General features: G+C 71.5%; 24 protein-coding genes and 2 tRNA genes. 6 read left to right on the top strand and 20 right to left on the bottom strand.

Features of this window, described 5'->3' with window-relative positions:
* Window positions 1-48 precede the first annotated feature (48 nt).
* Together valS and ASE20_RS18850 are read left to right on the top strand one after the other, a co-directional pair.
* Window positions 49-2667, top strand: a complete 2619-nt coding sequence (gene valS, locus ASE20_RS18845) for a valine--tRNA ligase (protein WP_056896396.1) — start codon at window positions 49-51, stop codon at window positions 2665-2667.
* Window positions 2667-2948 (top strand): hypothetical protein, encoded by a 282-nt coding sequence (locus ASE20_RS18850; RefSeq protein WP_056896096.1) that lies wholly within the window; start codon window positions 2667-2669, stop codon window positions 2946-2948. The genes valS and ASE20_RS18850 overlap by 1 nt, the downstream gene beginning before the upstream one ends.
* A gap of 55 nt (window positions 2949-3003) precedes the next feature.
* Here ASE20_RS18850 and clpX read toward each other — a convergent pair whose 3' ends face one another.
* From clpX to ligA, 13 genes are all read right to left on the bottom strand, one after another.
* Window positions 3004-4284, bottom strand: a complete 1281-nt coding sequence (clpX, locus tag ASE20_RS18855; protein WP_056896097.1) for an ATP-dependent Clp protease ATP-binding subunit ClpX — start codon at window positions 4282-4284, stop codon at window positions 3004-3006.
* Window positions 4285-4420: 136 nt separating this feature from the next.
* Window positions 4421-5026, bottom strand: coding sequence for an ATP-dependent Clp protease proteolytic subunit (locus ASE20_RS18860; protein ID WP_056896098.1), 606 nt, complete (start codon window positions 5024-5026; stop codon window positions 4421-4423).
* A gap of 2 nt (window positions 5027-5028) precedes the next feature.
* On the bottom strand, window positions 5029-5634 hold the full coding sequence (locus ASE20_RS18865; protein ID WP_056896099.1) for an ATP-dependent Clp protease proteolytic subunit: 606 nt from the start codon (window positions 5632-5634) through the stop codon (window positions 5029-5031).
* Window positions 5635-5774: 140 nt separating this feature from the next.
* Window positions 5775-6248, bottom strand: a complete 474-nt coding sequence (locus ASE20_RS18870; protein WP_056896100.1) for an SRPBCC family protein — start codon at window positions 6246-6248, stop codon at window positions 5775-5777.
* Between the two features lie 38 nt (window positions 6249-6286).
* Window positions 6287-6631 carry a hypothetical protein gene (locus ASE20_RS18875; protein ID WP_056896101.1) on the bottom strand — a complete coding sequence of 115 codons (345 nt, stop codon included), beginning with the start codon at window positions 6629-6631 and terminating at the stop codon, window positions 6287-6289.
* A 47-nt stretch (window positions 6632-6678) separates the two neighbouring features.
* Window positions 6679-7863: an esterase/lipase family protein gene (locus ASE20_RS18880; RefSeq protein WP_056918002.1), complete on the bottom strand. Its 1185-nt coding sequence runs from the start codon at window positions 7861-7863 to the stop codon at window positions 6679-6681.
* A 62-nt stretch (window positions 7864-7925) separates the two neighbouring features.
* Window positions 7926-9329, bottom strand: coding sequence for a trigger factor (gene tig, locus ASE20_RS18885; RefSeq protein ID WP_056896103.1), 1404 nt, complete (start codon window positions 9327-9329; stop codon window positions 7926-7928).
* Between the two features lie 70 nt (window positions 9330-9399).
* Window positions 9400-9472, bottom strand: a tRNA-Pro gene (locus ASE20_RS18890).
* A 37-nt stretch (window positions 9473-9509) separates the two neighbouring features.
* Window positions 9510-9580, bottom strand: a tRNA-Gly gene (locus ASE20_RS18895).
* Window positions 9581-9656: 76 nt separating this feature from the next.
* The gene (locus ASE20_RS18900; RefSeq protein WP_056896104.1) at window positions 9657-10697 is read right to left on the bottom strand and encodes a PP2C family protein-serine/threonine phosphatase; all 1041 of its coding nucleotides are present in this window, start codon (window positions 10695-10697) and stop codon (window positions 9657-9659) included.
* Window positions 10697-11551, bottom strand: a complete 855-nt coding sequence (locus ASE20_RS18905; RefSeq protein WP_056896105.1) for an Fpg/Nei family DNA glycosylase — start codon at window positions 11549-11551, stop codon at window positions 10697-10699. The genes ASE20_RS18900 and ASE20_RS18905 overlap by 1 nt, the downstream gene beginning before the upstream one ends.
* Window positions 11551-12054 carry a ribose-5-phosphate isomerase gene (locus ASE20_RS18910; protein ID WP_056896397.1) on the bottom strand — a complete coding sequence of 168 codons (504 nt, stop codon included), beginning with the start codon at window positions 12052-12054 and terminating at the stop codon, window positions 11551-11553. The genes ASE20_RS18905 and ASE20_RS18910 overlap by 1 nt, the downstream gene beginning before the upstream one ends.
* Window positions 12055-12079: 25 nt before the next feature.
* Entirely contained in the window at window positions 12080-14173 is a 2094-nt protein-coding gene (gene ligA / locus ASE20_RS18915) for an NAD-dependent DNA ligase LigA (RefSeq protein ID WP_056896106.1), read from the bottom strand.
* Between the two features lie 134 nt (window positions 14174-14307).
* Here ligA and ASE20_RS18920 point away from each other — a divergent pair, with 134 nt between their 5' ends.
* Both ASE20_RS18920 and ASE20_RS18925 read left to right on the top strand, forming a co-directional pair.
* Window positions 14308-14910: a TetR/AcrR family transcriptional regulator gene (locus ASE20_RS18920; protein ID WP_056896107.1), complete on the top strand. Its 603-nt coding sequence runs from the start codon at window positions 14308-14310 to the stop codon at window positions 14908-14910.
* Window positions 14911-14945: 35 nt separating this feature from the next.
* Entirely contained in the window at window positions 14946-16598 is a 1653-nt protein-coding gene (locus ASE20_RS18925) for an MFS transporter (protein WP_056896108.1), read from the top strand.
* 22 nt (window positions 16599-16620) lie between these two features.
* Here the strand turns inward: ASE20_RS18925 and ASE20_RS18930 are convergent, their stop codons facing one another.
* From ASE20_RS18930 to ASE20_RS18940, 3 genes are read right to left on the bottom strand one after another with little or no spacing between them, the layout of a single operon-like run.
* Window positions 16621-17625 carry a methionine synthase gene (locus ASE20_RS18930; RefSeq protein ID WP_056896109.1) on the bottom strand — a complete coding sequence of 335 codons (1005 nt, stop codon included), beginning with the start codon at window positions 17623-17625 and terminating at the stop codon, window positions 16621-16623.
* A complete protein-coding gene (gene mnmA, locus ASE20_RS18935; RefSeq protein ID WP_056896110.1) occupies window positions 17622-18737 on the bottom strand; it encodes a tRNA 2-thiouridine(34) synthase MnmA in 1116 nt (371 codons plus the stop codon). The genes ASE20_RS18930 and mnmA overlap by 4 nt, the downstream gene beginning before the upstream one ends.
* A gap of 18 nt (window positions 18738-18755) precedes the next feature.
* Window positions 18756-19931, bottom strand: a complete 1176-nt coding sequence (locus tag ASE20_RS18940) for a cysteine desulfurase family protein (protein WP_056896111.1) — start codon at window positions 19929-19931, stop codon at window positions 18756-18758.
* Between the two features lie 98 nt (window positions 19932-20029).
* Here ASE20_RS18940 and ppk2 point away from each other — a divergent pair, with 98 nt between their 5' ends.
* Together ppk2 and ASE20_RS18950 are read left to right on the top strand one after the other, a co-directional pair.
* Complete coding sequence (ppk2, locus tag ASE20_RS18945; RefSeq protein ID WP_056896112.1) at window positions 20030-20920, top strand: polyphosphate kinase 2; 891 nt, start codon at window positions 20030-20032, stop codon at window positions 20918-20920.
* Window positions 20921-20947: 27 nt separating this feature from the next.
* Complete coding sequence (locus ASE20_RS18950; RefSeq protein ID WP_056896113.1) at window positions 20948-22036, top strand: FAD-dependent monooxygenase; 1089 nt, start codon at window positions 20948-20950, stop codon at window positions 22034-22036.
* Here the strand turns inward: ASE20_RS18950 and proB are convergent.
* The 4 genes from proB to rplU form a co-directional block, all read right to left on the bottom strand.
* Window positions 22033-23148 (bottom strand): glutamate 5-kinase, encoded by a 1116-nt coding sequence (gene proB, locus ASE20_RS18955; RefSeq protein ID WP_056896114.1) that lies wholly within the window; start codon window positions 23146-23148, stop codon window positions 22033-22035. The two genes, ASE20_RS18950 and proB, sit on opposite strands and share 4 nt — an antisense overlap.
* Window positions 23141-24700 (bottom strand): GTPase ObgE, encoded by a 1560-nt coding sequence (obgE, locus tag ASE20_RS18960; RefSeq protein ID WP_056896115.1) that lies wholly within the window; start codon window positions 24698-24700, stop codon window positions 23141-23143. The genes proB and obgE overlap by 8 nt, the downstream gene beginning before the upstream one ends.
* Window positions 24701-24818: 118 nt before the next feature.
* Window positions 24819-25073, bottom strand: coding sequence for a 50S ribosomal protein L27 (gene rpmA / locus ASE20_RS18965; protein WP_056896116.1), 255 nt, complete (start codon window positions 25071-25073; stop codon window positions 24819-24821).
* 35 nt (window positions 25074-25108) lie between these two features.
* On the bottom strand, window positions 25109-25411 hold the full coding sequence (gene rplU / locus ASE20_RS18970) for a 50S ribosomal protein L21 (protein ID WP_082612674.1): 303 nt from the start codon (window positions 25409-25411) through the stop codon (window positions 25109-25111).
* Window positions 25412-25500: the final 89 nt, after the last annotated feature.

A 25500-nucleotide genomic window follows, 5' to 3' on the forward strand; every position in this document is an offset into this window, starting at 1 on the left:
AACCCGCGGTTCAAGTCCTGACCGGCGATCGAACTAGGATTCATGACCATGAGCGAGCTCGAGAGCCAGCAGATCCCGGACCCGACCAGCGCCGGGACCGGCGCGGTCGTCGTACCGGACAAGCCGGCTCTGGAGGGCCTCGAGGCCAAGTGGGCCGAGCGGTGGAAGGCCGAGGACACCTACGGCTTCGACCGTACCCAGCCGCGGGAGAACGTCTACGCCATCGACACCCCGCCTCCGACGGTCAGCGGCAGCCTCCACGTCGGGCACGTCTTCTCCTACACCCACACCGACCTGATCGCCCGTTTCCAGCGGATGCAGGGCAAGTCGGTCTTCTACCCGATGGGCTGGGACGACAACGGCCTCCCGACCGAGCGCCGCGTCCAGAACTACTTCGGCGTGCGCTGCGACCCGTCGCTGCCCTACGACGCCGACTTCACCCCGCCGGAGAAGCCGGACCCGAAGCGGCAGGTCCCGATCAGCCGGCCCAACTTCATCGCGCTGTGCGAGCAGCTCGTCGAGGAGGACGAGAAGGTCTTCGAGGCGCTCTGGCGCACCCTCGGCCTGAGCGTCGACTGGAAGATCACCTACACGACGATCGGCCACCACGCGCAGACCGTCAGCCAGCGCGCGTTCCTGCGCAACCTCGGTCGCGGCGAGGCCTACCTGCAGGAGGCGCCGACCCTCTGGGACGTCACCTTCCAGACCGCCGTCGCGCAGGCCGAGCTGGAGGCCCGCGACTACGCCGGCGCCTACCACCGCGTCGCCTTCCACAAGCCCGACGGCTCGCCGGTCCACATCGAGACGACCCGTCCCGAGCTGATCCCGTCGGTCGTCGCGCTGATCGCGCACCCCGACGACGAGCGGTACGCCGACCTGTTCGGCACGACCGTCACCTCGCCCGTCTTCGGTGTCGAGATCCCCGTCCTGGCCCACGCCGCCGCCGAGAAGGACAAGGGCGCCGGCATCGCGATGTGCTGCACCTTCGGCGACCTCACCGACGTCCAGTGGTGGCGCGAGCTGCAGCTGCCGGTCCGCACCGTCATCGGCCGCGACGGCCGGTTCACCCGCGAGACGCCGGAGTGGCTCGCCTCCGAGCAGGCCTCGGCGGCCTACGAGGACCTCAAGGGCAAGACCGTCCACTCCGCGCGCGAGGCGGTCGTCGCCAAGCTCAAGGAGACCGGCGACCTCGACGGCGACCCGAAGCCCACGCAGCGGATGGCGAACTTCTACGAGAAGGGCGACAAGCCGCTCGAGATCGTGTCGACCCGCCAGTGGTACATCCGCAACGGCGGGCGTGACGCCGGCGTCCGCGACCAGATGCTCGCGCGCGGCGCCGAGATCCAGTGGCTGCCGCCGCACATGAAGCACCGCTTCGACAACTGGGTCGGCGGCCTGAACGGCGACTGGCTGATCTCGCGCCAGCGCTTCTTCGGCATCCCGTTCCCGGTCTGGTACCCCCTCGACGCCGAGGGCGAGCCCGACTACACCCGCCTGCTGCTCCCGACCGAGGCCGAGCTGCCCGTCGACCCGTCGACGCAGGCGCCGGCCGGCTTCACCGAGGACCAGCGCGGCAAGCCGGGTGGCTTCGTCGGCGACCCCGACGTCATGGACACCTGGGCGACCTCCTCGCTCACCCCGCAGATCGCGGGCGGCTGGGAGTCCGACCCCGACCTGTGGTCGCGCGTCTTCCCGATGGACCTGGCCACCCAGGCCCACGACATCATCCGGACCTGGCTGTTCTCGCGCGTGGTCCGCGCGCACTTCGAGAACGGCGCCGCGCCGTGGTCGCACGCCATGATCTCCGGCTTCATCGTCGACCCCGACCGCAAGAAGATGTCGAAGTCGAAGGGCAATGTCGTCGTCCCCGACGAGATCCTCGACAAGTACGGCGCCGACGCGGTCCGCTGGCGTGCGGCCATCGCCCGCCCGGGCCTCGACTCGCCGTTCGACGAGACGCAGATGAAGGTCGGCCGACGCCTGGCGATGAAGGTCCTCAACGCGTCGAAGTTCGTCCTCGGCAGCGTCGGCGCGACCGAGTTCAGCCCGTCGCGGGTCAGCCAGCCGGTCGACACCGCCCTGCTCGGCCGCCTCGGGGGCGTCATCCGCAAGGCCACCGAGGCGTTCGAGGCCTACGACTACACCACCGCGCTCGAGGTCACCGAGAAGTTCTTCTGGGAGTTCTGCGACGACTACCTCGAGCTGGTCAAGGAGCGCGCCTACTCCCAGGACGGCGAGGCCGCCGACTCGGCCCGGGCCACCCTCGCGGGCGCGCTGCAGGCGCAGCTGCGCCTGCTCGCCCCCTTCCTCCCGTACGTCACCGAGGAGGTCTGGTCCTGGTGGCAGGAGGGCTCGGTGCACACCGCCGCCTGGCCGACCGTCACCGAGCTCGGCTCCCCCGCCGCGTCCGACGGTACGGCGATCGACGCCGTCGCCGCCGCCCTCGCCGGCATCCGCGGCGCCAAGTCGCAGGCCAAGGTCAACATGAAGACCCCGCTCGCCCGGGTCGAGGTCACCGGCCCCCAGAAGGCCGTCCACGACGCCGAGCTGGCCTCCAGCGACCTCGTCGCCGCCGGCAAGATCGTGGGCGACCTCGTCTTCACCGTCGACGCCGACGCGTCGGAGCTGAAGGTGAGCGCCGAGATCGCCGAGCAGCCCGCGGAGTGATGCGGGTCCGGATGACGGCGGCCGCGGCCGCCGTCCTGGTGCTGGCAGCGGGGTGCCGCGACACGCAGTGGCCGTCGAACGCGGACCAGGAGGCCTTCTGCGACACGGTCGCGAGCGCGCAGCTCACCGAGGGCGGGGTCGACCAGGACCTCCGCCAGCTCGGCACGCCGGCGAACCTGCCCTTCGAGGCCCGCCGCTACCTGCTCGACCTCGCCGACGGCCATGACCCGGTGCCGGCGGAGAAGCAGGTCTTCGACACCTACCTCGCCGACCACTGCTGAGCCCGAGGACTCCCCGACCACAGGCCGGCGACCTCGTTCCTCGCGCAGTCGCTGCTCAGGCGGACTTCTTCTTCGGCTTCGCCTCGCGGAGGACCAGGGTCGGTGCCTGCTCGTCGTCGACGACCTCGCGCGTCACGACGACCTTCTCCACGTCGCCACGGCTCGGCACGTCGTACATGACGTAGAGGAGGACCTCCTCGATGATCGCGCGCAGGCCACGGGCACCCGTGCCCCGCTCGAGCGCCTTGTCGGCGATCGCGGCGATGGCGTCGTCGGTGAACTCGAGCTCGACACCGTCGAGGTCGAAGAGCTTCTTGTACTGCTTGGTCAGCGCGTTGCGCGGCTCGGTGAGGATCTGGACGAGAGCGGCCTGGTCCAGCGGCGTGACGCTCGCGATGAGCGGCAGGCGACCGATGAACTCGGGGATCAGGCCGAACTTCGTGAGGTCCTCGGGACGGACCTGGGAGAGCAGGTCGTCGGCGGCGCGCTCGGCCTCGCCGCGCGGCTCGGCGGTGAAGCCCAGGGACTTCTTGCCGACGCGCTGCTCGATGATGTGCTCGAGGCCGGCGAAGGCACCGCCCACCACGAACAGGATGTTCGTGGTGTCGATCTGGATGAACTCCTGGTGGGGGTGCTTGCGGCCGCCCTGCGGGGGCACGGACGCGGTGGTGCCCTCGATGATCTTCAGCAGGGCCTGCTGGACGCCCTCACCGGACACGTCGCGCGTGATCGACGGGTTCTCGGCCTTGCGGGCCACCTTGTCGATCTCGTCGATGTAGATGATGCCGGTCTCGGCCTTCTTGACGTCGTAGTCGGCGGCCTGGATCAGCTTGAGGAGGATGTTCTCGACGTCCTCACCGACGTAGCCGGCCTCGGTCAGCGCCGTGGCGTCCGCGATCGCGAACGGCACGTTGAGCATCCGGGCCAGGGTCTGGGCGAGGTAGGTCTTGCCGCAGCCGGTCGGGCCGATGACGAGGATGTTGGACTTGGCGACCTCGACGACCTCGTCCTTGCTGTGCTTGCCCGACACGGGCTGCACGCCGGCCTGGACCCGCTTGTAGTGGTTGTAGACCGCGACCGCGAGGGACTTCTTCGCCTGCTCCTGGCCGATGACGTAGGAGTTGAGGAACTCGAAGATCTCCTTGGGCTTCGGCAGCTCCGCGAGGTCGACGTCGGAGCCCTCGGCGAGCTCCTCCTCGATGATCTCGTTGCAGAGGTCGATGCACTCGTCGCAGATGTAGACACCCGGACCAGCGATGAGCTTCTTGACCTGCTTCTGGCTCTTTCCGCAGAAAGAGCACTTCAACAGGTCGCCACCGTCACCGATGCGTGCCACGGGTCCTCCTCAAGTCCGAACTCCCCGACGGTACTCCCTGCCACGCCCCAAGGGGAGCGTGACACGAGGAGGACCGCGTCGGGATCGAGGAGCTCATTTCGTCGTACGTCGTACTGTTCGGCAGCCCTGGTCCGGATCAGACCAGTGCGGGGGTCTTCAGCGACTCGAGCACCGAGTCGATCAGGCCGTACTCGATGGCGCCCTGGGCCGTGAGGATCTTGTCGCGCTCGATGTCGCGGCTGACCTCGTCGATGGACCGGCCCGAGTGGTCGCTGATCATCTTCTCGAGCAGCTCGCGCATCCGGAGGATCTCGTTGGCCTGGATCTCGATGTCCGAGGTCTGGCCGAACGTGCCCTCGGTGTAGGGCTGGTGGATCAGGATCCGGCTGTTGGGCAGCGCCAGACGCTTGCCCTTGGCACCCGCGGCGAGCAGGATCGCTGCGGCCGAGGCGGCCTGGCCGATGCACACCGTCTGCACGTCCGGCTTGATGAACTGGATCGTGTCGTAGATCGCGGTCAGCGCCGTGAACGAGCCGCCGGGCGAGTTGATGTAGATGCTGATGTCCTGGTCGGGGTTCATCGACTGCAGGCACAGCAGCTGGGCGATGACCGCGTTGGCCACCTCGTCCGAGATCGGCGTGCCGAGGTAGATGATGCGGTCCTCGAACAGCTTGGTGTAGGGATCGATCCGACGGATGCCGTAGGACGTCCGCTCTTCCCACTGCGGGATGTAGTAGTTCATGCTCAGTCCTTCTTGTGGGCCGGACGACCCTCGTCGACGGCTTCCTTGGCGCTCTTGACGACCTTGTCGACCAGGCCGTACTCCAGCGCCTCCTGGGCGGTGAACCAGCGGTCGCGGTCGGCGTCCTCGGTCACCTGCTCGACCGTCTGGCCGGTGTGCTCGGCGATCAGGTCCAGCAGGACCTTCTTGATGTGCAGCGACTGCTGGGCCTGGATCTTGATGTCGGAGGCCGATCCGCCCATGCCGGACGACGGCTGGTGCATCATGATCCGCGCGTGGGGCAGGGCGTAGCGCTTGCCCTTCGCGCCGGCGCACAGCAGGAACTGGCCCATCGACGCGGCCAGGCCCATGCCCACGGTGGCGACGTCGTTGGGGATGTAGTTCATCGTGTCGTAGATCGCCATGCCGGCGTCCACGGAGCCACCGGGGCTGTTGATGTGGAGGAAGATGTCGGCCTCGGGGTCCTCCGCCGACAGCAGCAGCAGCTGGGCGCAGATCGCGTTGGCGTTCTGGTCGCGCACCTCGGAGCCGAGGAACACGATCCGCTCACGGAGCAGCCGGCTGTAGATGTTGTCGTCGAGGAAGCTGATCCCCGCGCCGCCGTTCATCTCATGGCCACCCGCGTGGCCACCGGGAAGAGTCTGAGTCACGTCAGTGACACTAGCCGTCTCCCGCGGCAGATCCACGCGTTGCACGCCGCTGTTCGCCGACAGCGGAAGAGCTCAGGTTCGACCCCGCCGCCCGCGGCTCAGCCCTCGGCCGCGGCCTTGAGCCCGGCCACGGTCGTGGCCATGCCCTGCTCGAGCTCGTCGGCGTGCTCCTCGTTGCCGCCGAGGGCGAGCGGGGCGACGATCCGGCTGCCGAGGCTGAGCCGGCCCGGCACCGGGCGGCGGTGGACGACGCGAGAGCGAGCAGCGTCGACGGGCTCGATCTCCCAGACCCACCGGGCTCCACTGGAGGGCGTGTCCCAGACCAGGCGGCGGGCGGGGACGACCTCGGCGACGACCGAGCGGGTCGGCCACACGAAGCCCTTGCGGCGGTTGATGCCGAGGTACCACTGACCGACACGGAGGCCGCCGCGCTTGAGCGGCACCATGGTGACCGTCTCGGGGCTCCAGCCGGCCATCTGGGAGAGGTCGGTCAGCAGGGCCCAGACGTGGTCGGCGGGCGCCGCGACCTCGGTCTCGGCGCGGAGCTCGCGGGCTGCGTTCGGGGTCGCCATGGGCTCATCTTGGCAACATCCGCGCCCGGCGTCACCCGTCAGAAGCCCGGGAGCGAGAACGGTGCGACGACCAGCACCGGAAGGGCGACGACGACAGCCGCCAGGATGGCGAGGACCAGGCCCGCGGTGCGATCGGCGAGGAGCCAGCCGAGGCCGCCCAGGAGCAGGCCCACGACGCCGGGCGCGGCGACCACGATCGCGAGGACGTAGCCCACCGCGACCAGCGGGTCGTCGGACGGGTCGATGTCGGTGAGGTACCAGCAGTAGGCGCCGAAGCCGGCCTCCGCCAGCCCCAGGACGATCGCGACGATGCTGGTGACGACCGCGGCCTTGCGGGTGGAGGCGGGCGTGGACGAGGAGGCGGGGACGCGGAGGTCGGTCATGTCCCCAGCGTCGTACGACGGGCGCCGGGCCGGATGAGTAGGGCGACTCAGTCTGCCGTGGTCTCGACGAGCCAGCGGACCAGTGCCGCGTGCACGTCGGGGTGGTTGAGCAGCCCGAAGTGGTCGGTCCGCCCCAGGTGCAGCACCTCGGCGCCCGGGAACAGCTCGGTGCCGCGCCGGTCGCGCCCGACGGCGGAGCGCGGCGTGACGAGGAGGTCGCCGACAGCACTGGCCACCGGGTGGCGCGGCGAGCGGGTGAGCGTCGCCGAGACCAGCCGGTAGCGCGCGTGCGGCAGGGGCGGCACGTCGTGGGCGAGCCCCTCGATGAGGTCGTGGATGCCCGGTGCCTGGCGGTCGATGACCTTGCCGAAGGCGGCGACCTCCGGCAGGCGAGCGAGCGTCCGGCTCGCGTGGTCGGCGCTGACGGCGAACCACGAGCCGAGGTGCGGCGTGCCGAGGGTGACCACGTCGCTCACCAGGTCCGTCCACGCAGCGGGAGCGTCGCCCTCGGCCACCACTGCCGAGGAGGCGCGGATGATGAGGCCGCCCAGGGAGTGCCCGACGAGGGCGATCCGGGTGACCTCGGCCGGCCAGGCATCGACCAGGCGCTGGATCAGCGAGGCGAGGATGACGCCGTTCTCGCGCAGCGGGAGGCCGGTGTTGGCGCGCAGGTAGACGGGCGTCCAGCCGCGTCGGGCCATCGTCTCGCCGTACGTCGAGCCGAGCCGGTCGCGGTGGCGGCGCCAGTAGTCCTCGGTCTCGCACAGGCCGTGCAGGAAGACGACCAGCTGACCGGTCGCCTCGGGGAACGCCGCCGCGACACCCTCGGGGGTCAGCACCACGTCCCGTCCCTGGTGGCGCACGCCCATCTCGATCGCGAGCCGGGGACGCTCGCGACGCAGCTCCTCGCCGATCAGGCCGTTGACCGCGGAGCTGACGAAACGGCCCCGCGGGCCGTCCTCGAGCCCAGGCCCCACCCCGGCCTCGGCAAGGCGGGTGAGCCCGGCCGTGGCGCCGCGCAGCGAGAGACCGAGGGCACCGTAGACGACGGACGCGATGCCGCGGTGCACGACCTCGGCCGGGGCCGCGACCGGACCGGCGCCGACGCGGGCGAGCCCGTGCGCACGGCGCGAGATGGCGTCGTGGGTCTCGCGGGCGGTGGCGACGACGAGGTCGTCCAGCACGGAGGTGGCCAGGGCCGCCGCCTCGACGAGAGTTGCTTCCTGCCTCATGAAAACGAGGCTACCCCGTTGAGTGCACAGTCGTACACTCAACGGGGTAGTGAGTTTCAGGCTCAGGCCTCGGTGGTCTCCTCGGCCGCGGGGGCCTCGGTCTCCTCAGCAGCCTCGGCCGCCTCGTCCTGCGGCTCGCCGATGCTGCCGTCACCGAGCAGGTTCTTCAGCTCGACGACATTGCCGGACGCGTCCTTGACCTCGGCGCCCTCGACGAGGAGCTGGAGGGCCTTGCCGCGGCGGATCTCCTGGACCATCTCGGGCACGTGGTTGTGCTCGAACATGTGGTTCACGAACTCCTGCGGGTCCTGACCGGACTGCTGCGCGCGGCGGATCATGTGCTGCGTCAGCTCGGCCTGGTCGATGCCCATCTCCTCCTTGTCGGCGATCTCGTCGAGGATGAACTGGGCGGCGACGGCGTCCCGGACCCGGCGCTCGAGGTCGGCCTCGAACTCGTCCTGGGTCTGGTTCTCGTCCTCGAGGTACTTCTCGAGGGTCATGCCGGCGTACTGCAGCTGCTGCTCGAGGTTCGCGCGACGGGCGTTGAGCTCCTCGGTGACCATGCTCTCGGGGAGCGGGATCTCGACCTGCTCCAGCAGGGCCTCGAGGACGGCGTCACGGGCGGCCGCGGCCTGCTCGAGACGCTTGCCGCGGATGAGCCGCTCGCGCACGTCCGCGCGGAGCTCGTCGAGGGTGTCGAACTCCGACGCCTCCTGTGCGAAGTCGTCGTCGAGCTCGGGGAGCTCCTGCTCCTGGACCTGGGTGACCTTGACCTTGACCTCGACGTCCTGGCCGACGAGGTCGCCGCTGACGAGCTGGGTCGTGAAGGTCTTCTCCTCGTCGATCGCCATGCCGGTGAGCGCCTCGTCGAGGCCGTCGATCATGCCGCCGTTGCCGACCTTGTAGGAGAAGCCCGCGATCTCGGCACCGTCGACGACCTCGCCGTCGTTGGTGGCGACCAGGTCGATGACGACGAAGTCGCCGTCCTGCGCGGCGCGCTCGACGTCGATCAGGGTGCCGAAGCGCTCACGCAGCGCGTCGACCTGCTCGGCGACGTCCTCGTCGGTGACCTCGAGGTCCTCGACCGAGGCGGACAGGCCGTCGTAGGCCGGGAGGGTGATCTCGGGCTTGACGTCGACCTCGGCGGTGAACTCCAGGCCGTCGTTGTCCTCGAACTTGGTGACCTCGATGTCCGGCTGCGCCAGCGGGGTCAGGTTGTTCTCCTGGAGAGCCTCGACGTAGGCCTTCGGCAGCACGTCGTTGACGGCCTCGTCGAGGACGACGCCGCGGCCGACCTGGCGGTCGATGACCTGCGGCGGGACCTTGCCGCGGCGGAAGCCGGGGACGTTGATCTGCTTCGCGATCTTCTGGTACGCCGCGTCGAGGCTCGGCTTGAGCTCCTCGAAGGGCACCTCGACGGTCAGCTTGGCCCGGGTCGGGCTCAAGGTCTCGACGGCGCTCTTCACAGGTGTTCTCCTACTGTTCTGATGATGGGGCGCGGACCGTGAGGTCCACTGGTTCGATCGGGCTGATCTGTCGGGGCGACAGGACTCGAACCTGCGGTCTCCTGCTCCCAAAGCAGGCGCGCTAGCCACTACGCTACGCCCCGTCGAGCGGTCCACCGACCTGCGGCCGACCGCACTTCGAGGGGATGACGGGAATCGAACCCGCGTAATCAGTTTGGAAGACTGAGGCTCTACCATTGAGCTACATCCCCGGATGTCTCACGGCACGCTCGCGCGGGCCGCAAAGGCACGGGCAATCGTGCCACACGGCACCTCCCCCGCCCCAACTCAGGGGCGTCGGTGGACGAGCAGCAGTGCCCGGTCGTCGTCCGGCGATCCGACGACGCCGACGAGGCGCTGGGCCAGGCCGTCCCACGAGCCACGCAACAGGGACTCCGCCGCGCCCATCATGTGGTCGATGCCGAGCTCGATGTCGCGGCGCGGCTCCTCGACCATGCCGTCGGTGTAGAGCAGCAGGCTGTCGCCCGGGTCGAGCCGGCCGCGGTAGGCGTCGTACGCGACGTCGTCGACGATGCCGAGCACCGGCCCCTCGGCCTGGAGCACCTCCCACCGGCCCGAGCCGGCGTGGCGCTGGACGGCCGGCGGGTGGCCGGCACTGCGCAGCTCGAAGACGCCCGTCCCGAGGTCGACCGAGACGTGGACCGCAGTCGCGAAGCCCTCCTCCCAGGCCCGCTGGAGGAGGTACTCGTTGGCGGCGGGGAGGAAGCGGTCGGGCGTGAGCGCGCCGACCAGGCCACCCATCGCGCCGGAGAGCTGGAGGGCCCGCGTGCCGGCCGCCTCGCCCTTGCCGGACACGTCGACGACGACCAGCTCGATGCGCCGGCCGTGCTCGCTCGGCGTCGCGACGAAGAAGTCACCGGCGAAGCCCGATCCCCCGGCCGACGACAGCGCCGACTCGACGAGCCAGGGCTCCGGAAGGGTCGGGATCTCGCCCTGGGCGAGGATCCGGTCGCGGAGGTCGACCAGCATGGACTCGCCCCGCATGCGGGCCACGTTGAGCCCGCCGGTGCGGCGGCGGGTGACGACCAGCACCGCGAGCGTGAGCAGGTACATCACCGTCACCGACACCACGGTCCGGGGCATCCACGAGTCCTGCAGCAGCACGGCGACGGTCAGGACGCCGAGCATGTAGGTCGCGAACCACGGCAACGCCCGGTTGCCCAGCATCAGGATCGCGACGACGAGCGGCAGGAAGGCCCCGTTGATCGGGATGTCGTCGGGACGCACTGCGATCCCCACGAGGACCAGCGCCGACACGAGCCCCAGGACCAGGGTCGTCGCCCGGTCACCGTGGAGCCAGCGCCGCATCACCGGGCCGCCCGGGTGCGGAAGACCGGCTGGCAACGGGCGCACCAGAACGAGTTGCGCGCACCGAGGACCTCGGTGCGCACGGGCCGCTCGCAGACGTGGCACGGCTGGCCGGTCCGCCGGTAGACGTAGACCTCGCCGCCGTGGTCGTCGACGCGCGGCGCACGCCCCATGGCCTCGGGCAGGTGCTCGGGCCGGACGGTGTCGATCCGCCCGGTCCGCACGCCGTCGGCCATCAGCACCACCAGATCGTCCCAGATCGCGCGGAACTGTGAGACCCGAAGCGTGCGACCCGGCCGCAAGGGATGGATCCCGTGCCGGAAGAGGACCTCGGCGCGGTAGACGTTGCCGACGCCCGCGAGGACCGTCTGGTCCATCAGCAGGGTGCCGATCGGCGCCGTGCTGCGGCTGATCCGCTGCCACGCCAGGTCGGGATCGGCGTCCTCGCGCAACGGGTCCGGTCCGAGCCGGGCGACGACGGCCGCCCTCTCCTCCGCGGTGACGAGCTCACACCGCGTGGCGCCGCGCAGGTCGGCGTACGCCGCCGGCCGGCTCGCGCCGGCGGGACGGACCAGGCGCAGCCGCACCTGGCCGACCGGCTGCGGCACCGCGTCGACGTCGTCGTACAGGTCGAAGGTGCCGTAGAGGCCGAGGTGCACGTGCACGAAGCGCTCGCCCTCGAACCGGACGAAGAGCTGCTTCCCCCACGCGTCGGCGTCGAGCAGGCGGGTGCCGTCGACCTGCGCGGCACCGTCGGCGAACCGCCCCTGCGGGCTGCCTGCCCGGACGACGTGGCCGCCGAAGAGGCCCGTCAGCTCCCGGGCGAGGCGGTGGAGGGTGTGGCCCTCGGGCATCAGGCTCCGTGGCCCTGGGCGGACTCGGGAAGCGGCGGGAGCTCCCCCGTCACCTCGTAGGACGCCATCTGGCCGATGCGGCGCACGTGCCGCTCGTCGCCGGGGAACGGCGTGGACAGGAAGACCTCGACCAGGCGGGTCATCTCCTCGAGGGAGTGCATCCGGCCGCCGACAGCGACCACCCACGCGTCGTTGTGCTCGCGAGCCAGGCTGGCGGTCTCCTCGGACCAGGCGAGCGCGGCCCGGACGCCCTTCACCTTGTTGGCGGCGATCTGCTCCCCGTTGCCCGAGCCGCCGATCACGACGCCGAGGCTGTCGAGGCCGGCCTCGCGGTCCGCGCGCACGCCCTCGGCCGCCCGCAGGCAGAAGACCGGGTAGTCGTCGAGGGCGTCGTAGACGAACGGACCGTGGTCGACCGGCTCGTAGCCGTGCTCCGTGAGCCAGCCGGTGAGGTGGGACTTCAGCTCCAGGCCGGCGTGGTCGCAGCCGAGGTGAACGCGCATGACCCCCATTCTCTCAGGACCTGCGTCACGCGACGCCCGCGGGGCCGCCCTCGAGCAGCCGCTTGAACCCGTCCTCGTCGAGCACCGGCACACCGAGCTGCTCGGCCTTCTCCGCCTTGGAGCCGGCGTTGTCGCCGACCACGACGTAGTCGGTCTTCTTCGACACCGACCCCGCGGCCTTGCCACCGCGGGAGAGGATCGCCTCCTTGGCGGAGTCGCGGGAGAAGTCGACCAGCGAGCCGGTGACCACGACGGTCAGGCCCTCGAGGGTGCGGGCGACGGACTCGTCGCGCGCGTCCTCCATCGAGACCCCGGCGGCGGCCCACTTGTCGACGATGGCGACGTGCCACGGGACCTCGAACCACTCGATGACCGCGCGGGCGATGGTCGGGCCGACGCCCTCGGCTGCGGCGAGCTGCTCCTCGGTGGCGGCGCGGATGGCGGCCATCGAGCCGAACTCCTGCGCGAGCGCACGCGACGCGCTCGGGCCGGTGTGGCGGATGGAGAGGGCGACGATGACGCGCCAGAGCGGCACGTCCTTGCGGGCGTCGAGGTTGGCGAGCAGCTTGGCGCCGTTGGCGGTGAGCTGGGGGCCGTCCTCGTCCTTCCTGGGCGCGCGGGTGAACAGCTCGGTGGCGCGGAGCTTGTCGGTGTCGAGGTCGAACACGTCGCCCTCGTTGGTGATCGCGCCCGACTCCAGCAGCGCGACAGCGGCTTCGTAGCCCAGGCCCTCGATGTCGAAGGCGCTGCGGCCGGCGACGAAGAAGACGCGCTCGCGCACCTGGCCCGGGCACTTCTCGTGATTGGGGCAGCGGCGGTCCTTGTCGCCCTCCTTCTGCTCGACCAGCTCGGTCGAACAGGCCGGACAGGTCGTCGGCGGCACCCACGGCGCCAGACCCTCGGGACGCAGCGGCAGCACCGGGCCGACGATCTCGGGGATCACGTCGCCCGCCTTGCGCAGGACGACGGTGTCGCCGGGGCGCACGTCCTTGCGCTCGACCTCGTGGAAGTTGTGCAGGGTGGCGTTCTCGACCGTGGAGCCCGCGACCTTGGTGGGCTCCATGACGCCGTAGGGCGTCACACGACCGGTGCGGCCGACGTTGACCGCGATGTCGAGGAGCACCGTGTTGACCTCCTCGGGCGGGTACTTGTAGGCGATCGCCCACCGCGGCGCGCGGCTCGTGGACCCGAGCCGGCGCTGCAGGGTGACGTCGTCGACCTTCACCACGACACCGTCGATCTCGTAGGGCACGATCGTGTGCCGGTGCTCGCCGGCGTTCTCGATGTAGCCCTGGACGTCGGCCAGGCTCGGCAGGACGCGGACCTGCTCGGAGATCGGGAGGCCCCACGCGGCCAGCGCCTCGTAGGCCTGGGACTGGGCCTGCGGGTCGAAGCCCTCGCGGGCGCCGACGCCGTGGCAGACCATGCCGAGCGCTCGGGACGCGGTGACCCGCGGGTCCTTCTGGCGCAGCGATCCGGCAGCGGCGTTGCGGGGGTTGGCGAAGGCGGGCCGGCCAGCCTCGGTCATCGCGACGTTGAGGGCCTCGAAGGCCGCGACCGGCAGGAACACCTCGCCACGCACCTCGACGAGCGCCGGGACCGGGAACTCGTCGGTGCCGCTGAGCCGGTGCGGGACGGCGGCGATGGTCTTCACGTTGGGCGTGACGTCCTCGCCCGTGCGGCCGTCACCGCGGGTGAGCGCCCGGACCAGGCGGCCGTTCTCGTAGAGCAGGTTGATCGCCAGGCCGTCGACCTTGAGCTCGCACAGCAGCGCGGGCTCACCGACGTCCTCGCGGGCCAGCCGTGCGTACCAGGCGCCGAGCTCGTCGAAGGAGAAGGCGTTGTCGAGGCTCTCCATCCGCTGCAGGTGGTCGACGGCGGTGAAGTCGGTCGAGACCGCCCCTCCGACCTTCTGGGTCGGCGAGTCGGGGGTGCGCAGCTCGGGGAACTCGTCCTCGAGCGCCTCGAGCCGGCGCAGCCGCTGGTCGAAGTCCGCGTCGGAGAGCGTCGGCTCGTCGAGGACGTAGTAGCGGTAGCGCGCGTCCTCGACCTCCTCGCTGATCGTCGCGTGCTCGTCACGCGCCTCGGGCGGGACGACGGGAAGGGCGGCGTCGCTCATGGGGACATCCTGCCGGGTCCTTCCGACAGGGCCGGGAATGGCCTCGGCGGAAACAGGGTTGACAGAACGAAACCGTTCCGTACTATCTACTTGGAACGAAACCGTTCCGTTCCATCGAACCACCCGGAGTCACCATGGTCCCCCGCATCAGCCGCCGTGAGGCGCCGAGCCGACCCCGCGTCGAGGGCGACCGCGAGCAGGAGATCCTCGACGCCGCGATCGCGGTCCTCGTCGACGTCGGCTACGACCGGCTCACCATGGACGCGGTCGCGACGAAGGCCAAGGCGTCCAAGGCCACGCTCTACCGCAAGTGGGAGGGCAAGGCCGCTCTGGTCATCGACGCACTCATGTCGGAGAAGGCACCCCTCGAGGCGCCCGCGGACACCGGCAGCCTGCGCGGCGACCTGCTCGCCATGTTCTGCGGCCACGGCGGCCTGACCGACCAGCACCAGACCGCGCTGCTCGGCAGCGTCGTGACGGCCATCGGTCGCGACCCCGAGTTCGCCAAGGCGTTCCGGGAGCGGTTCATCGCCCCGAAGGTCGCCGTCGGACGCGAGGTCTACGAGCGGGCCCGCCAGCGCGGCGAGCTCCGCGACGACATCGACCTCGACATCCTCACCGCGGCGCTGCCCGGCATCGTGCTGCACCGCGGCTTCCTGCTCGGAGATCCCCCGACCCAGGACCTGATCGCCCGCGTGGTCGACCAGGTCATCCTCCCGGCCGCGACCCGCGGCTGACCTCCTCTCACCCATCTCCTCACGAAGGAACGTTCATGACCGACGTCGAATCACTCGACCCCGCGGGGACGACCTCCTCTGCGGAAGCCGAGGTCAAGCCCGCGAAGCACGCCGGCCTGGCTCTCGTGCTGATCCTCACCGCCCAGCTGATGGTGGTGCTCGACTCCACCATCGCCAACATCGCGCTGCCCTACATCGGCCGCGACCTCGACATCTCCCAGGCCAACCTGACCTGGATCGTGACGGGCTACGCGCTCGCCTTCGGCGGCCTGCTGCTGCTGGGCGGTCGCCTCGGTGACCTCTACGGCCGCCGGCGCCTGTTCATGATCGGCCTGTCGACCTTCTCGGTCGCCTCACTGCTCGGTGGCCTCGCTGCCAACGAGGGCCTGCTGCTCGCGTCCCGGGCGCTCCAGGGCGTCGGTGCGGCCATGGCCGCTCCGGCCGCGCTCGCGCTGATCACCACCACCTTCGCCGCGGGCCCGGCCCGCAACCGCGCCATGGCTGCCTACGCGACCATGTCCGGCGTCGGTGCCGCGATCGGCCTGATCCTCGGTGGCTGGCTCACCGGCCTCGACTCGTTCGTCGGCCTCGACGTCGAGGGCTGGCGGATGACCTTCCTGATCAACGTCCCGATCGGCCTGGTCGCTGCCTTCGCCGTACCGCGCGTGCTCGCCGAGTCCGAGCAGCACCCCGGCGAGATGGACATCCCTGGCGCCATCACCGGCACCCTGGGCCTGCTCGGCATCGTCTTCGGCCTGTCCCGTGCGGGCGAGGAGGCCTACGGCTGGGACCACGCCCAGACCATCACCTCGCTCGTCGCCGGCGTCGTCCTCCTCGTGGCCTTCGCCGTCATCGAGTCGCGCGTCGCCCACCCGCTGCTGCCGGTCCGCATCTTCGCCAGCCGCACCCGGGCCACGAGCTTCGTCGCGATGATGATCGCTCCGGCCGCGATGTTCGCGATGTTCTACTTCCTCAGCCTGTTCATCCAGCAGATCATGGGCTTCAGCCCGCTGGAGGCCGGCTTCGCGTTCCTGCCGTTCTCGTTCGGCATCGTGATCGGCGCGGGCCTCGCGTCGAACCTGGTCGCCCGGATCGACGCCCGCTTCCTCGCCGGCACCGGCACCCTGCTCGCCGCCACCGCGCTGTTCATGTTCTCGCGGATCCCGGTCGACGAGTCGCCGACGGCGGTCCTGAAGGCCATGACCGACGGCGGCGCAGACATCAACTACTGGACCCACGTCTTCCCGTTCATCATCCTGATGGCGATCGGCATGGGCCTGGTCTTCGTGCCGATGACGCTCACCGCGGTGCACCACGTGCGCGCCGAGGACTCGGGCATCGGCTCCGGCGTGCTGAACACCATGCAGCAGGTCGGTGGCGCGCTGGGCCTGGCCACGCTGAGCACGGTCGCCCTGCACTTCACGAACGGTCAGGCCAGCGACGTCGCCAAGCCGATGGCCGACGCGATCGTCGCCGGCGGCGGCGACCCGGCTGCCGTCGTACCGGGCTCCGACCTGACGTTCCTCGAGGCGGCCATCTTCAACTCGAGCTTCCCCGAGGGTGCGGTCCACGCGTTCCTCGTGGCCTCGATCCTGATGCTGACGGCCTCCGCGGTGATCTGGGCGTTCCTCAACGTCAAGCACACCGAGCTGGCCACCGACGCACCCGAGGGCGTCCACGTCGGCTGATCCCGACGACTCCCTCGTCCGGTCAGCCGGACAACGAACGGGCCACCGAGCGCACCAGCTCGGTGGCCCTTCGTGCGTCTGCCGGCGTCGCGCCAGCGAGCCCGCAGGTCGGCGTGACGAGCAGCTGGGCGCCCACGGTCCCGGGGTCGAGGCCGAGCATGTCGAGCCAGCGCAGCACCCGCTCGACGACGGCCTTGTCGGTGGGCAGCTCCCCCGAGGTCGGTACGACGCCGAGGGCGACCGTCGCGCCGGCCTCCAGCGCCTCGGCGGCCGCGTCGTGGCCGTCGGCGCCGAGCAGCCCGAGGTCGAGCAGCACGCCCTGCGCACCGGCGCCGCGGAGCAGGCCGACCGGGACGTCGGGCGCGCAGCAGTGCACCCACGGGACCGCGCCCGCGCCGACGGCGGCCGACAGCACCCCTTCGAGGGCGGCGCTGGCCTCGGGCGGGTGCACCGTGCGGTGCCTCCCGAAGCCCGAGGCGGTGGGGACGGCCGCGGCGAGGACGGCCGGGAGCGCCGGCTCGTCGAGCTGGAGCACCAGCTCGGTGGCGCCCGGCACCCGACGGCGGACGTCGCAGACGTGGTCGGCGACGGCGACCGCCAGTGCCTGCGCGAGCTCGCGGCGGGCGCCGTGGTCGGCGAGCAGCTTGTCGCCGCGGGGCCGCTCGACGGTGGCGGCGAGGGTCCACGGGCCGGTGACCTGCACCTTGAACGGACCGGTGTAGTCGGCCGCGCGCTCCTCGAGCGCGTCGAGGTCCTGGGCGAGCAGGCTGCGGGCCCGGCGCTGGTCGAGCGACGGGGCGCCGGAGGTGCCGGTGAGACGCCAGCCTGCCGGCTGGAGGTCGGCGTCGAGCTCCGCGACCAGGCCGAGGGTGCGGCCGGTCATCGCGGCGATCGCTCCCCTGCCGGGGACCTCGGGGACGTACGGGAGCCCGCCGTCGACGGCGACCTCGCCGAGCACGAGGGCCAGCGCGTCGTCGTAGGCGTGCTGGGAGTCGCCGGGGAACGAGCCGATCCCGGTGGCCCTCACGTCGGCACCCGCTGGGCGACGGTGATGGTGGCCGACCCGACGACCCGGGTGCCGTCGTACACCACGACGGCCTGGCCGGGTGCGATGCCGGACGCGTGGTCGATCAGCTCGACCTCCAGGCGATCGGTGCCCACCCGGACGACGGCGCGGTGCTCCGCTCCGTGGGCGCGCAGCTGGACGGTGACGTCCGGGCCGTCGAGGACCGTGCCCGGGGCGAGCGGCGTCCCGCACCAGCGCAGCCGGTCGCCCGCGAGCCGCTCGACGGCGAGCCGCTCGCGCGGGCCGACGGTGACCGTGCCGCTGACCGGCTCGATGTCGAGGACGTAGCGGGGACGGCCGTCGGGCGCGGGGTGGCCCAGGCGCAGGCCCTTGCGCTGTCCGATGGTGAAGCCGTAGGTGCCGGTGTGCTGGCCGAGGACGGTGCCGGTGGCCTCGTCGACGATCTCGCCACCCTGGTTGGGGGCGCGGTCGCCGAGCTTCTCGCGCAGCCAACCGGTGTTGTCGCCGTCGGCGACGAAGCAGATGTCGTGGCTGTCGGGCTTGTCGGCGACGAGCAGGCCGCGTGCGGCCGCCTCCTCGCGGACCTGCGGCTTGGGGGTGTCACCGAGCGGGAACAGCGAGTGGCGCAGCTGCTGCTCGTCGAGCACGCCCAGCACGTAGGACTGGTCCTTGGCGCCGTCGACCGCACGGTGCAGCTCGACGTCGCCGGTGGGCGAGGTGACCACGGTGGCGTAGTGGCCGGTCGCGACCGCGTCGAAGCCCAGCGCCAGCGCCCTGTCGAGGACCGCGGCGAACTTGATCTTCTCGTTGCACCGCAGGCACGGGTTCGGCGTCTGCCCGGCGGCGTAGGTGTCCATGAAGTCCTCGACCACGTCGGTGTGGAAGCGGTCGGAGAGGTCCCAGACGTAGAACGGGATGCCGATGACGTCGGCGGCCCGGCGGGCGTCGTTGGCGTCCTCGATGGTGCAGCAGCCTCGCGCCCCGGTGCGGTACGACTTCGGGTTGCGTGACAGCGCGAGGTGGATGCCGGTGACGTCGTGGCCGGCCTCCTTGGCGCGCGCGGCAGCGACGGCGGAGTCCACTCCCCCGGACATGGCGGCGACGACCTTCATCCGTTGCTCCCCGGCAGCTCAGGCGCGGGCCGCGCGGGCCCGCTCCACGCAGGGGGCGATCGCCGCGACGACGGCGTCGACGTCGGCCGCGGTGCTCGTGTGGCCGAGGCTGAACCGCAGCGAGCTGCGCGCGGCAGCGGCGTCGCGGCCCATGGCCAGCAGCACGTGCGAGGGCTGGGGTACGCCGGCCGAGCACGCCGACCCGGTGGAGCACTCGATGCCGCGGGCGTCCAGCAGCATCAGCAGGGAGTCGCCCTCGCAGCCCGGGAAGGAGAGGTGGACGTTGCCGGGCAGCCGGTCGACCGGGTCGCCGTTGAGCACCACGTCGGGGACCGCGCTCCGCACGCCCTCGATGAGGCGGTCGCGCAGCACCACGAGCCGCGCGGCGAGCTCGGCCTGCTGCTTCACCGCGACCTCCACGGCCGCGGCGAAGCCGGCGATCGCGGGGACGTCGAGCGTCCCGCTGCGCACGTCGCGCTCCTGGCCACCGCCGTGCAGCAGCGCGGTCAGGTCGACCTCCCGTCGTACGACGAGAGCCCCGACGCCCTGCGGCCCGCCGACCTTGTGGCCCGATATCGACAGCGCGTCGACATCGCTCGCGGCGAAGTCGACCGGCACCGAGCCGACAGCCTGGACCGCGTCGGTGTGGACCGGGATGCCGTGCGCGGACGCGAGCCGGACCACCTCGTCGATCGGCTGCAGCGTGCCGACCTCGTTGTTGGCCCACATCACGGTGATCATCGCGACCGAGGCCGGGTCGCGCTCGATCGCAGCCTGCAGCGACTCGACCCGCAGCCGGCCCGCGGCGTCGACGGGGAGCAGCTCGACCGTGGCCGCCTCGTGCTCCTCGAGCCACTCCAGCGGGTCGAGGACGGCATGGTGCTCGACCGCGGTGCCCAGCACGCGGGTGCGCGCGGCATCGACCTCGCGGCGCGACCAGAACAGGCCCTTGACCGCGAGGTTGTCGGCCTCGGTGCCGCCGGAGGTGAACACGACCTCGCCCGGACGGCAGCCCAGCGCCTGTGCGACCGTCTCGCGGGACTCCTCGACGATCCGCCGTGCGCGGCGGCCGGAGGCGTGCAGGGAGCTCGCGTTGCCGACCTCGCGCAGCCGTGCCGTCATGGCGTCGACGGCGACGTCGGTGATCGGCGTCGTCGCGGCGTGGTCGAGGTAGACCGTCGGCACAGCTTCCATGGCACCCCAAGGTTACGGCGCCGCCGTACCAGCGACCCAACCCGGCAGGGAACCTGACGTACACCTCCGGTTCACGGGCCTCTCCTAGCGTCCGCCGCATGCTCGAAGACGTCCGCCAGTACATCGACCGCCTCGGGATCGACGGCCACCGCATCGGCGACGACCACGACGACGACCCGGTCCTGATCGACCCGTTCGGCAAGGCGGTCGACACGTGGCGGGAGAACTACCCGTACGACGAGCGGATGCCCCGCGAGGAGTACGACGAGCAGAAGTACCTGCTGCAGGTCGAGCTGCTGAAGTTCCAGGCCTGGTCCAAGGCCACCGGCTCCAAGCACGTCATCGTCTTCGAGGGCCGCGACGCCGCCGGCAAGGGCGGCACGATCAAGCGGTTCATGGAGCACCTCAACCCCCGCTACGCCCGCGTCGTCGCCCTCACCAAGCCGAGCGACCGCGAGTCCGGCCAGTGGTACTTCCAGCGCTACGTCCAGCACCTGCCGACCGCCGGCGAGATCTCGCTGTTCGACCGCAGCTGGTACAACCGCGCCGTCGTCGAGCGGGTGATGGGCTTCGTCGGTGACGAGGACTACGAGACGTTCATGCGGCACGTGCCGTACTTCGAGGAGATGCTCGTCGAGTCCGGCATCACGCTCACCAAGTTCTGGTTCTCGGTCACCCAGGCCGAGCAGCGCACCCGCTTCATCATCCGGCAGGTCGACCCGGTCCGGCAGTGGAAGCTCTCCCCCATGGACCTGGAGTCCCTCGACAAGTGGCAGGCCTACACCGAGGCCAAGGAGGCGATGATCCGCCGTACCGACACCGAGGTGGTGCCGTGGACGACGGTGAAGTCCAACGACAAGAAGCGCGCGCGGATCAACGCGATGCGGGCCTTCCTCGCCAACTTCGAGTACGACGGCAAGGACGCCTCCGTCGTCGGTGCGCCGGACCCGCTGATCGTGCAGCGCGGGATCGACGCGGTCGGCGACTGAGGGCCCACCGACGGCTACGGTGACGCCGTGGCCGACGAGCAGCTGGTGATCGCAGGCGCCGGCATCGCCGGGCTCGCGCTCGCAGCCGGGCTGCGGAACGCCGGCTCGTCGTGGTCGTGCGTGCTGCTCGACGAGCGGCCGGCGCTGGGCAGCACGGGCGGCGCGATCACCCTGTGGCCCGCGGCGCTGGCGGCCCTCGACAGGATCGGCGTCGGCGCGGACCTGCGGGCCGCTGGGCACGCGGTCGGGCCGGGCTCGATCCGGGCGCGGGACGGGCGGGTGCTGCGCAGGCTCGACGTGCCGCTGCTCGCCGTACGACGGGGCGAGCTGGTCGAGATCCTCCACGGTCGGGTCGCACCGGGAACGGTGAGCTTCGGGACCGCGGTCACCGGCCACGAACGGACCTCCGGCGGGGTGCGGGTGCTGACCGCGGCGGGGCCGCTCGACGCCGCCGCGCTGGTCGGCGCCGACGGCTACCGGTCGCAGGTCGCGCGCACGCTGCAGCCCGGGCTCGGCGAGCGGTACGCCGGCTACCCGGCCTGGCGCGGCCTGACCCGGGCCGACGGGCTCGAGCCGTTCCAGGTCTGGGGCGAGGGCCGCGAGTTCGGCGTGGTGCCCCTCGACCGCGGCGAGAGCTACTGGTTCGCGACCCTTCCCGAGCCGGCCGGCGGTACGGCGCCCGACGAGCTCGCGCACCTGCGGACCGCCTTCGCGGACTGGCCCGAGCCCGTGCGGCGGGCCCTCGCCGCGGCCGAGCCCGGGACGGTCAGCCGCAACGACGTGATGGACCGCGACCGGTTGCGACGGTGGACCGACGGGCCGGTCGTGGTGATCGGCGACGCGGCCCATCCGATGCGACCGAACCTCGGCCAGGGTGGCTGCCAGGCGCTGGTCGACGCGGCGCTGCTGGCGTCGCTGCTGGCCGCGACCGGAGCGTCACCGGCGGTGGCGTTCGCGGCGTTCGAGGCGCGCCGCCGGCGTACCGTCGGGCGGGTGGCGCGCGCCTCGCGGGCCGCCGGACGCGCGGTCGAGGCGCCGGAGGTGCTGCACCGGCTCTCGGCGCTGGTGCCGGACCCGGTGTTCCGGCGGGTGCTGATGCGGGTCGTGGGGAGCTAGAGGACGACGAGGTCGTCGCGGTGGATGACCTCGCGCTCGTAGCCCGCGCCGAGCTCGCGCTTGAGCTCCTTCGACGACCGACCCAGCAGGTTCGGGATCTCGGTCGCGTCGAAGTTCACGAGGCCACGACCGACGACGACGCCGTCGGGGTCGACCAGGTCGACGGGGTCGCCGGCCGAGAACTCGCCCTGGACCCCGGTGATGCCGGCGGCGAGCAGCGAGGCCCGGCGCTCGACGACGGCGCGCACGGCACCCGGGTCGAGCACCAGCGCGCCCTTGCCCTCGGTGGCGTGGCGCAGCCAGAGCAGGCGGGTGGGGCGGCGCTTGCCGGTCGCGTGGAAGAGCGTGCCGACCTCGTCACCGGCGACCGCGGCGGCGGCGTTGTCGGCGGAGGTGAGCACGACCGGGATCCCGGCGCCGGTGGCGATCGAGGCCGCCTCCACCTTGGTGACCATGCCGCCGGTGCCCACGCCCGCGGCGCCGGCCGACCCGATGGTCACCTCGGCGAGGTCCCCCGCATCCCGGACGTCGGCGATGAGGCGGGTCCCGGGACGCGACGGCGGGCCGTCGTACAACCCGTCGACGTCGGAGAGCAGCACCAGCAGGTCGGCGTGGACCAGGTGCGCGACCAGGGCCGCGAGGCGGTCGTTGTCGCCGAACCGGATCTCGGTGGTCGCGACCGTGTCGTTCTCGTTGACGATCGGGATGACGCCCAGCTCGAGCAGCTTGGTGAAGGTCTGCGACGCGTTGCGGTAGTGCGAGCGCCGGGTGACGTCGTCGAGGGTGAGCAGCACCTGCCCGGCGGTGAGGCCGTGGCGGGCGAGCTCCTCGGTGTAGCGGTGCACGAGCAGGCCCTGGCCCACCGAGGCCGCGGCCTGCTGGGCGGCGAGCCCGCGCGGACGCTTCCTCAGCCCGAGCGGCGCCAGCCCCGCGGCGATGGCCCCGGACGACACCAGCACCACCTCGGCCCCGCGCGCACGCGCGGCCGCGAGGACGTCGACGAGCGTGCTGATCCGGTCGGGGTCGATGCCGCCCTCGGCGGTCGTCAGGGAGGACGAGCCGACCTTGACGACGATCCGCCGGGCGCCGGTGACGACCGCCCGCTCACTCACCGGGGTCGTCCTCGGCCCAATCCGTCTCGTCGGTGGCCGCGACGACGTCCGGGTCCTCCTCCGAGCCGATCTCGTAGGCCAACGGGCCGTACTCGTCGGGACGGTCGAGACGGCGGGCGACGTCGGCGCGGGTCTCGGTCTCGCCGCGGTCGTCCATGTTCTCCTGGATCTCGCGACGGCGGGAGGCAGCGGGACGCTGCTCGTGGAAGCGGTCGTCCTCGCCGCGCCGGGAGAGGTTCTCCGCGCCCGCGTCGATGCCGGGCTTGAAGTCGAACACGACCGAGTTGTCGGTGGGACCGATGAGGACGGCGTCGCCCTCCTCCGCACCGAGCTGGAGCAGCTTGGCCTCGACGCCGAGCCGGTTGAGCCGGTCGGCGAGGTAGCCGACGGCCTCGTCGTTGCTGAAGTCGGTCTGGCGCACCCAGCGCTCGGGCTTGGTGCCGACCACGCGCCAGCCGGCGCCGGTGCGCTTGACCGTGAAGCCGTCGTCGTCGACGGCCTTGGGCCGGACCACGATGCGGGCCGGGATGTCGGCGGCGCGGGCACGGCGTGCCTCGGTGACCAGCTCGGCCATCGCGTAGATGAGCTCGCGGGTGCCCTCACCGGACACGGCGGAGATCTCGAAGACGCGCAGGCCGCGCTCGCGCAGCTCGTCGGTGACCAGCTCCGCGATGCCCCGGCCGTCGGGGACGTCGACCTTGTTGAGGGCCACCAGGCGCGGGCGGTCCTCGAGGCCGCCGTACCGGCTGAGCTCGTCCTCGATGACGTCGAGGTCGTCGGCGGGGTTGCGGCCCGGCTCGAGGGTGGCCGTGTCGAGGACGTGGACCAGTGCGGCGCAGCGCTCGATGTGGCGCAGGAAGTCGTGGCCGAGGCCGCGGCCCTCGGCCGCACCCTCGATCAGGCCGGGGACGTCGGCGACGGTGAAGGTCGTCTCGCCCGCGGTCACCACGCCGAGGTTCGGGACCAGGGTGGTGAAGGGGTAGTCGGCGATCTTGGGCCGGGCCCGCGAGATCGCCGCGATCAGGCTGGACTTGCCCGCGCTCGGGAAGCCGACCAGGCCGATGTCGGCGACGACCTTGAGCTCGAGCACGACGTCGAGCTCGTCGCCGGGCTCGCCGAGCAGCGCGAAGCCGGGGGCCTTGCGCGACTTGGACGCCAGCGCGGCGTTGCCGAGGCCACCACGGCCGCCCTGGGCGACGACGATCTCGGTGCCGGGGATCACCAGGTCGGCGATCACCTCGCCGTTGCGCTGCTTGACGACCGTGCCGGCGGGGACGGCGAGGACCAGGTCGGCGCCGTGGGCGCCGTTGCGCCGGTCGCCGGCGCCGTGGCCGCCGTGCTCGGCCTTGCGGCGCGGGCTGTGGTGGTAGTCGAGCAGCGTGGTCACGTCGGGGTCGACGCGCAGGATGATCGAGCCGCCGGGGCCGCCGTTGCCGCCGTCGGGGCCGCCGAGCGGCTTGAACTTCTCGCGGTGGACCGACGCGACGCCGTTGCCGCCTCGACCGGCTGACACGGAGAGGGTCACGCGGTCGACGAAGGTGGGCACGGCCATGAGTTCATCTTTTCAAAATCGGTGGTTGAGGTGCGAGCTCGCGAGCCTCGAAACCAAATGGACGAAGGGCGCCCCACACGGGGACGCCCTTCGATGCCGGAGCAGGGTGAGCGTCAGCTCACTCGCCCGGGAGGATGTTGACGACCCGACGGCCGCGCTTCTTGCCGAAGTCGACCGAGCCGGGGATCAGCGCGAACAGCGTGTCGTCCTTGCCACGACCGACACCCGAACCGGGGTGGAAGTGGGTGCCGCGCTGGCGAACGATGATCTCGCCGGCGTTGACCAGCTGGCCGCCGAAGCGCTTGACGCCGAGGCGCTGGGCATTGGAGTCGCGACCGTTCTTGGTGGACGCTGCGCCCTTCTTGTGTGCCATGTTTCAGTCCTTCGGAGTGTGCCGAGCTGGAGGGCTCAGAGCGAGATGTCGGTGACCTTGACCTGGGTGTACTTCTGGCGGTGACCCTGGCGCTTCTTGTAGCCGGTCTTGTTCTTGTACTTCTGGATGATGATCTTCGGGCCCTTCGTGGCACCGAGGACCTCGACCGTGACGGTCGCCTTGTCCAGGCCGGTGGCGGTGACGGTCTCGCCGTCCACCGCGAGCACGACCGGCAGGGTCAGGGTGTCGCCGACCGGCGTGGAGACCTTGTCGATCTCGATGACGTCGCCGACAGCGACCTTCTCCTGCTTCGCGCCTGCGCGCACGATCGCGTACACCACCGCGGGCTCCTTAATCATCAACGTCTGTCCGAAAGTCTCGGGCCTGCGGCACACACAGCAATCCGGTTGGGGTGCCGGGTGCCAGC

Source organism: Nocardioides sp. Root240, assembly GCF_001428825.1.
GTDB lineage: Bacteria > Actinomycetota > Actinomycetes > Propionibacteriales > Nocardioidaceae > Nocardioides.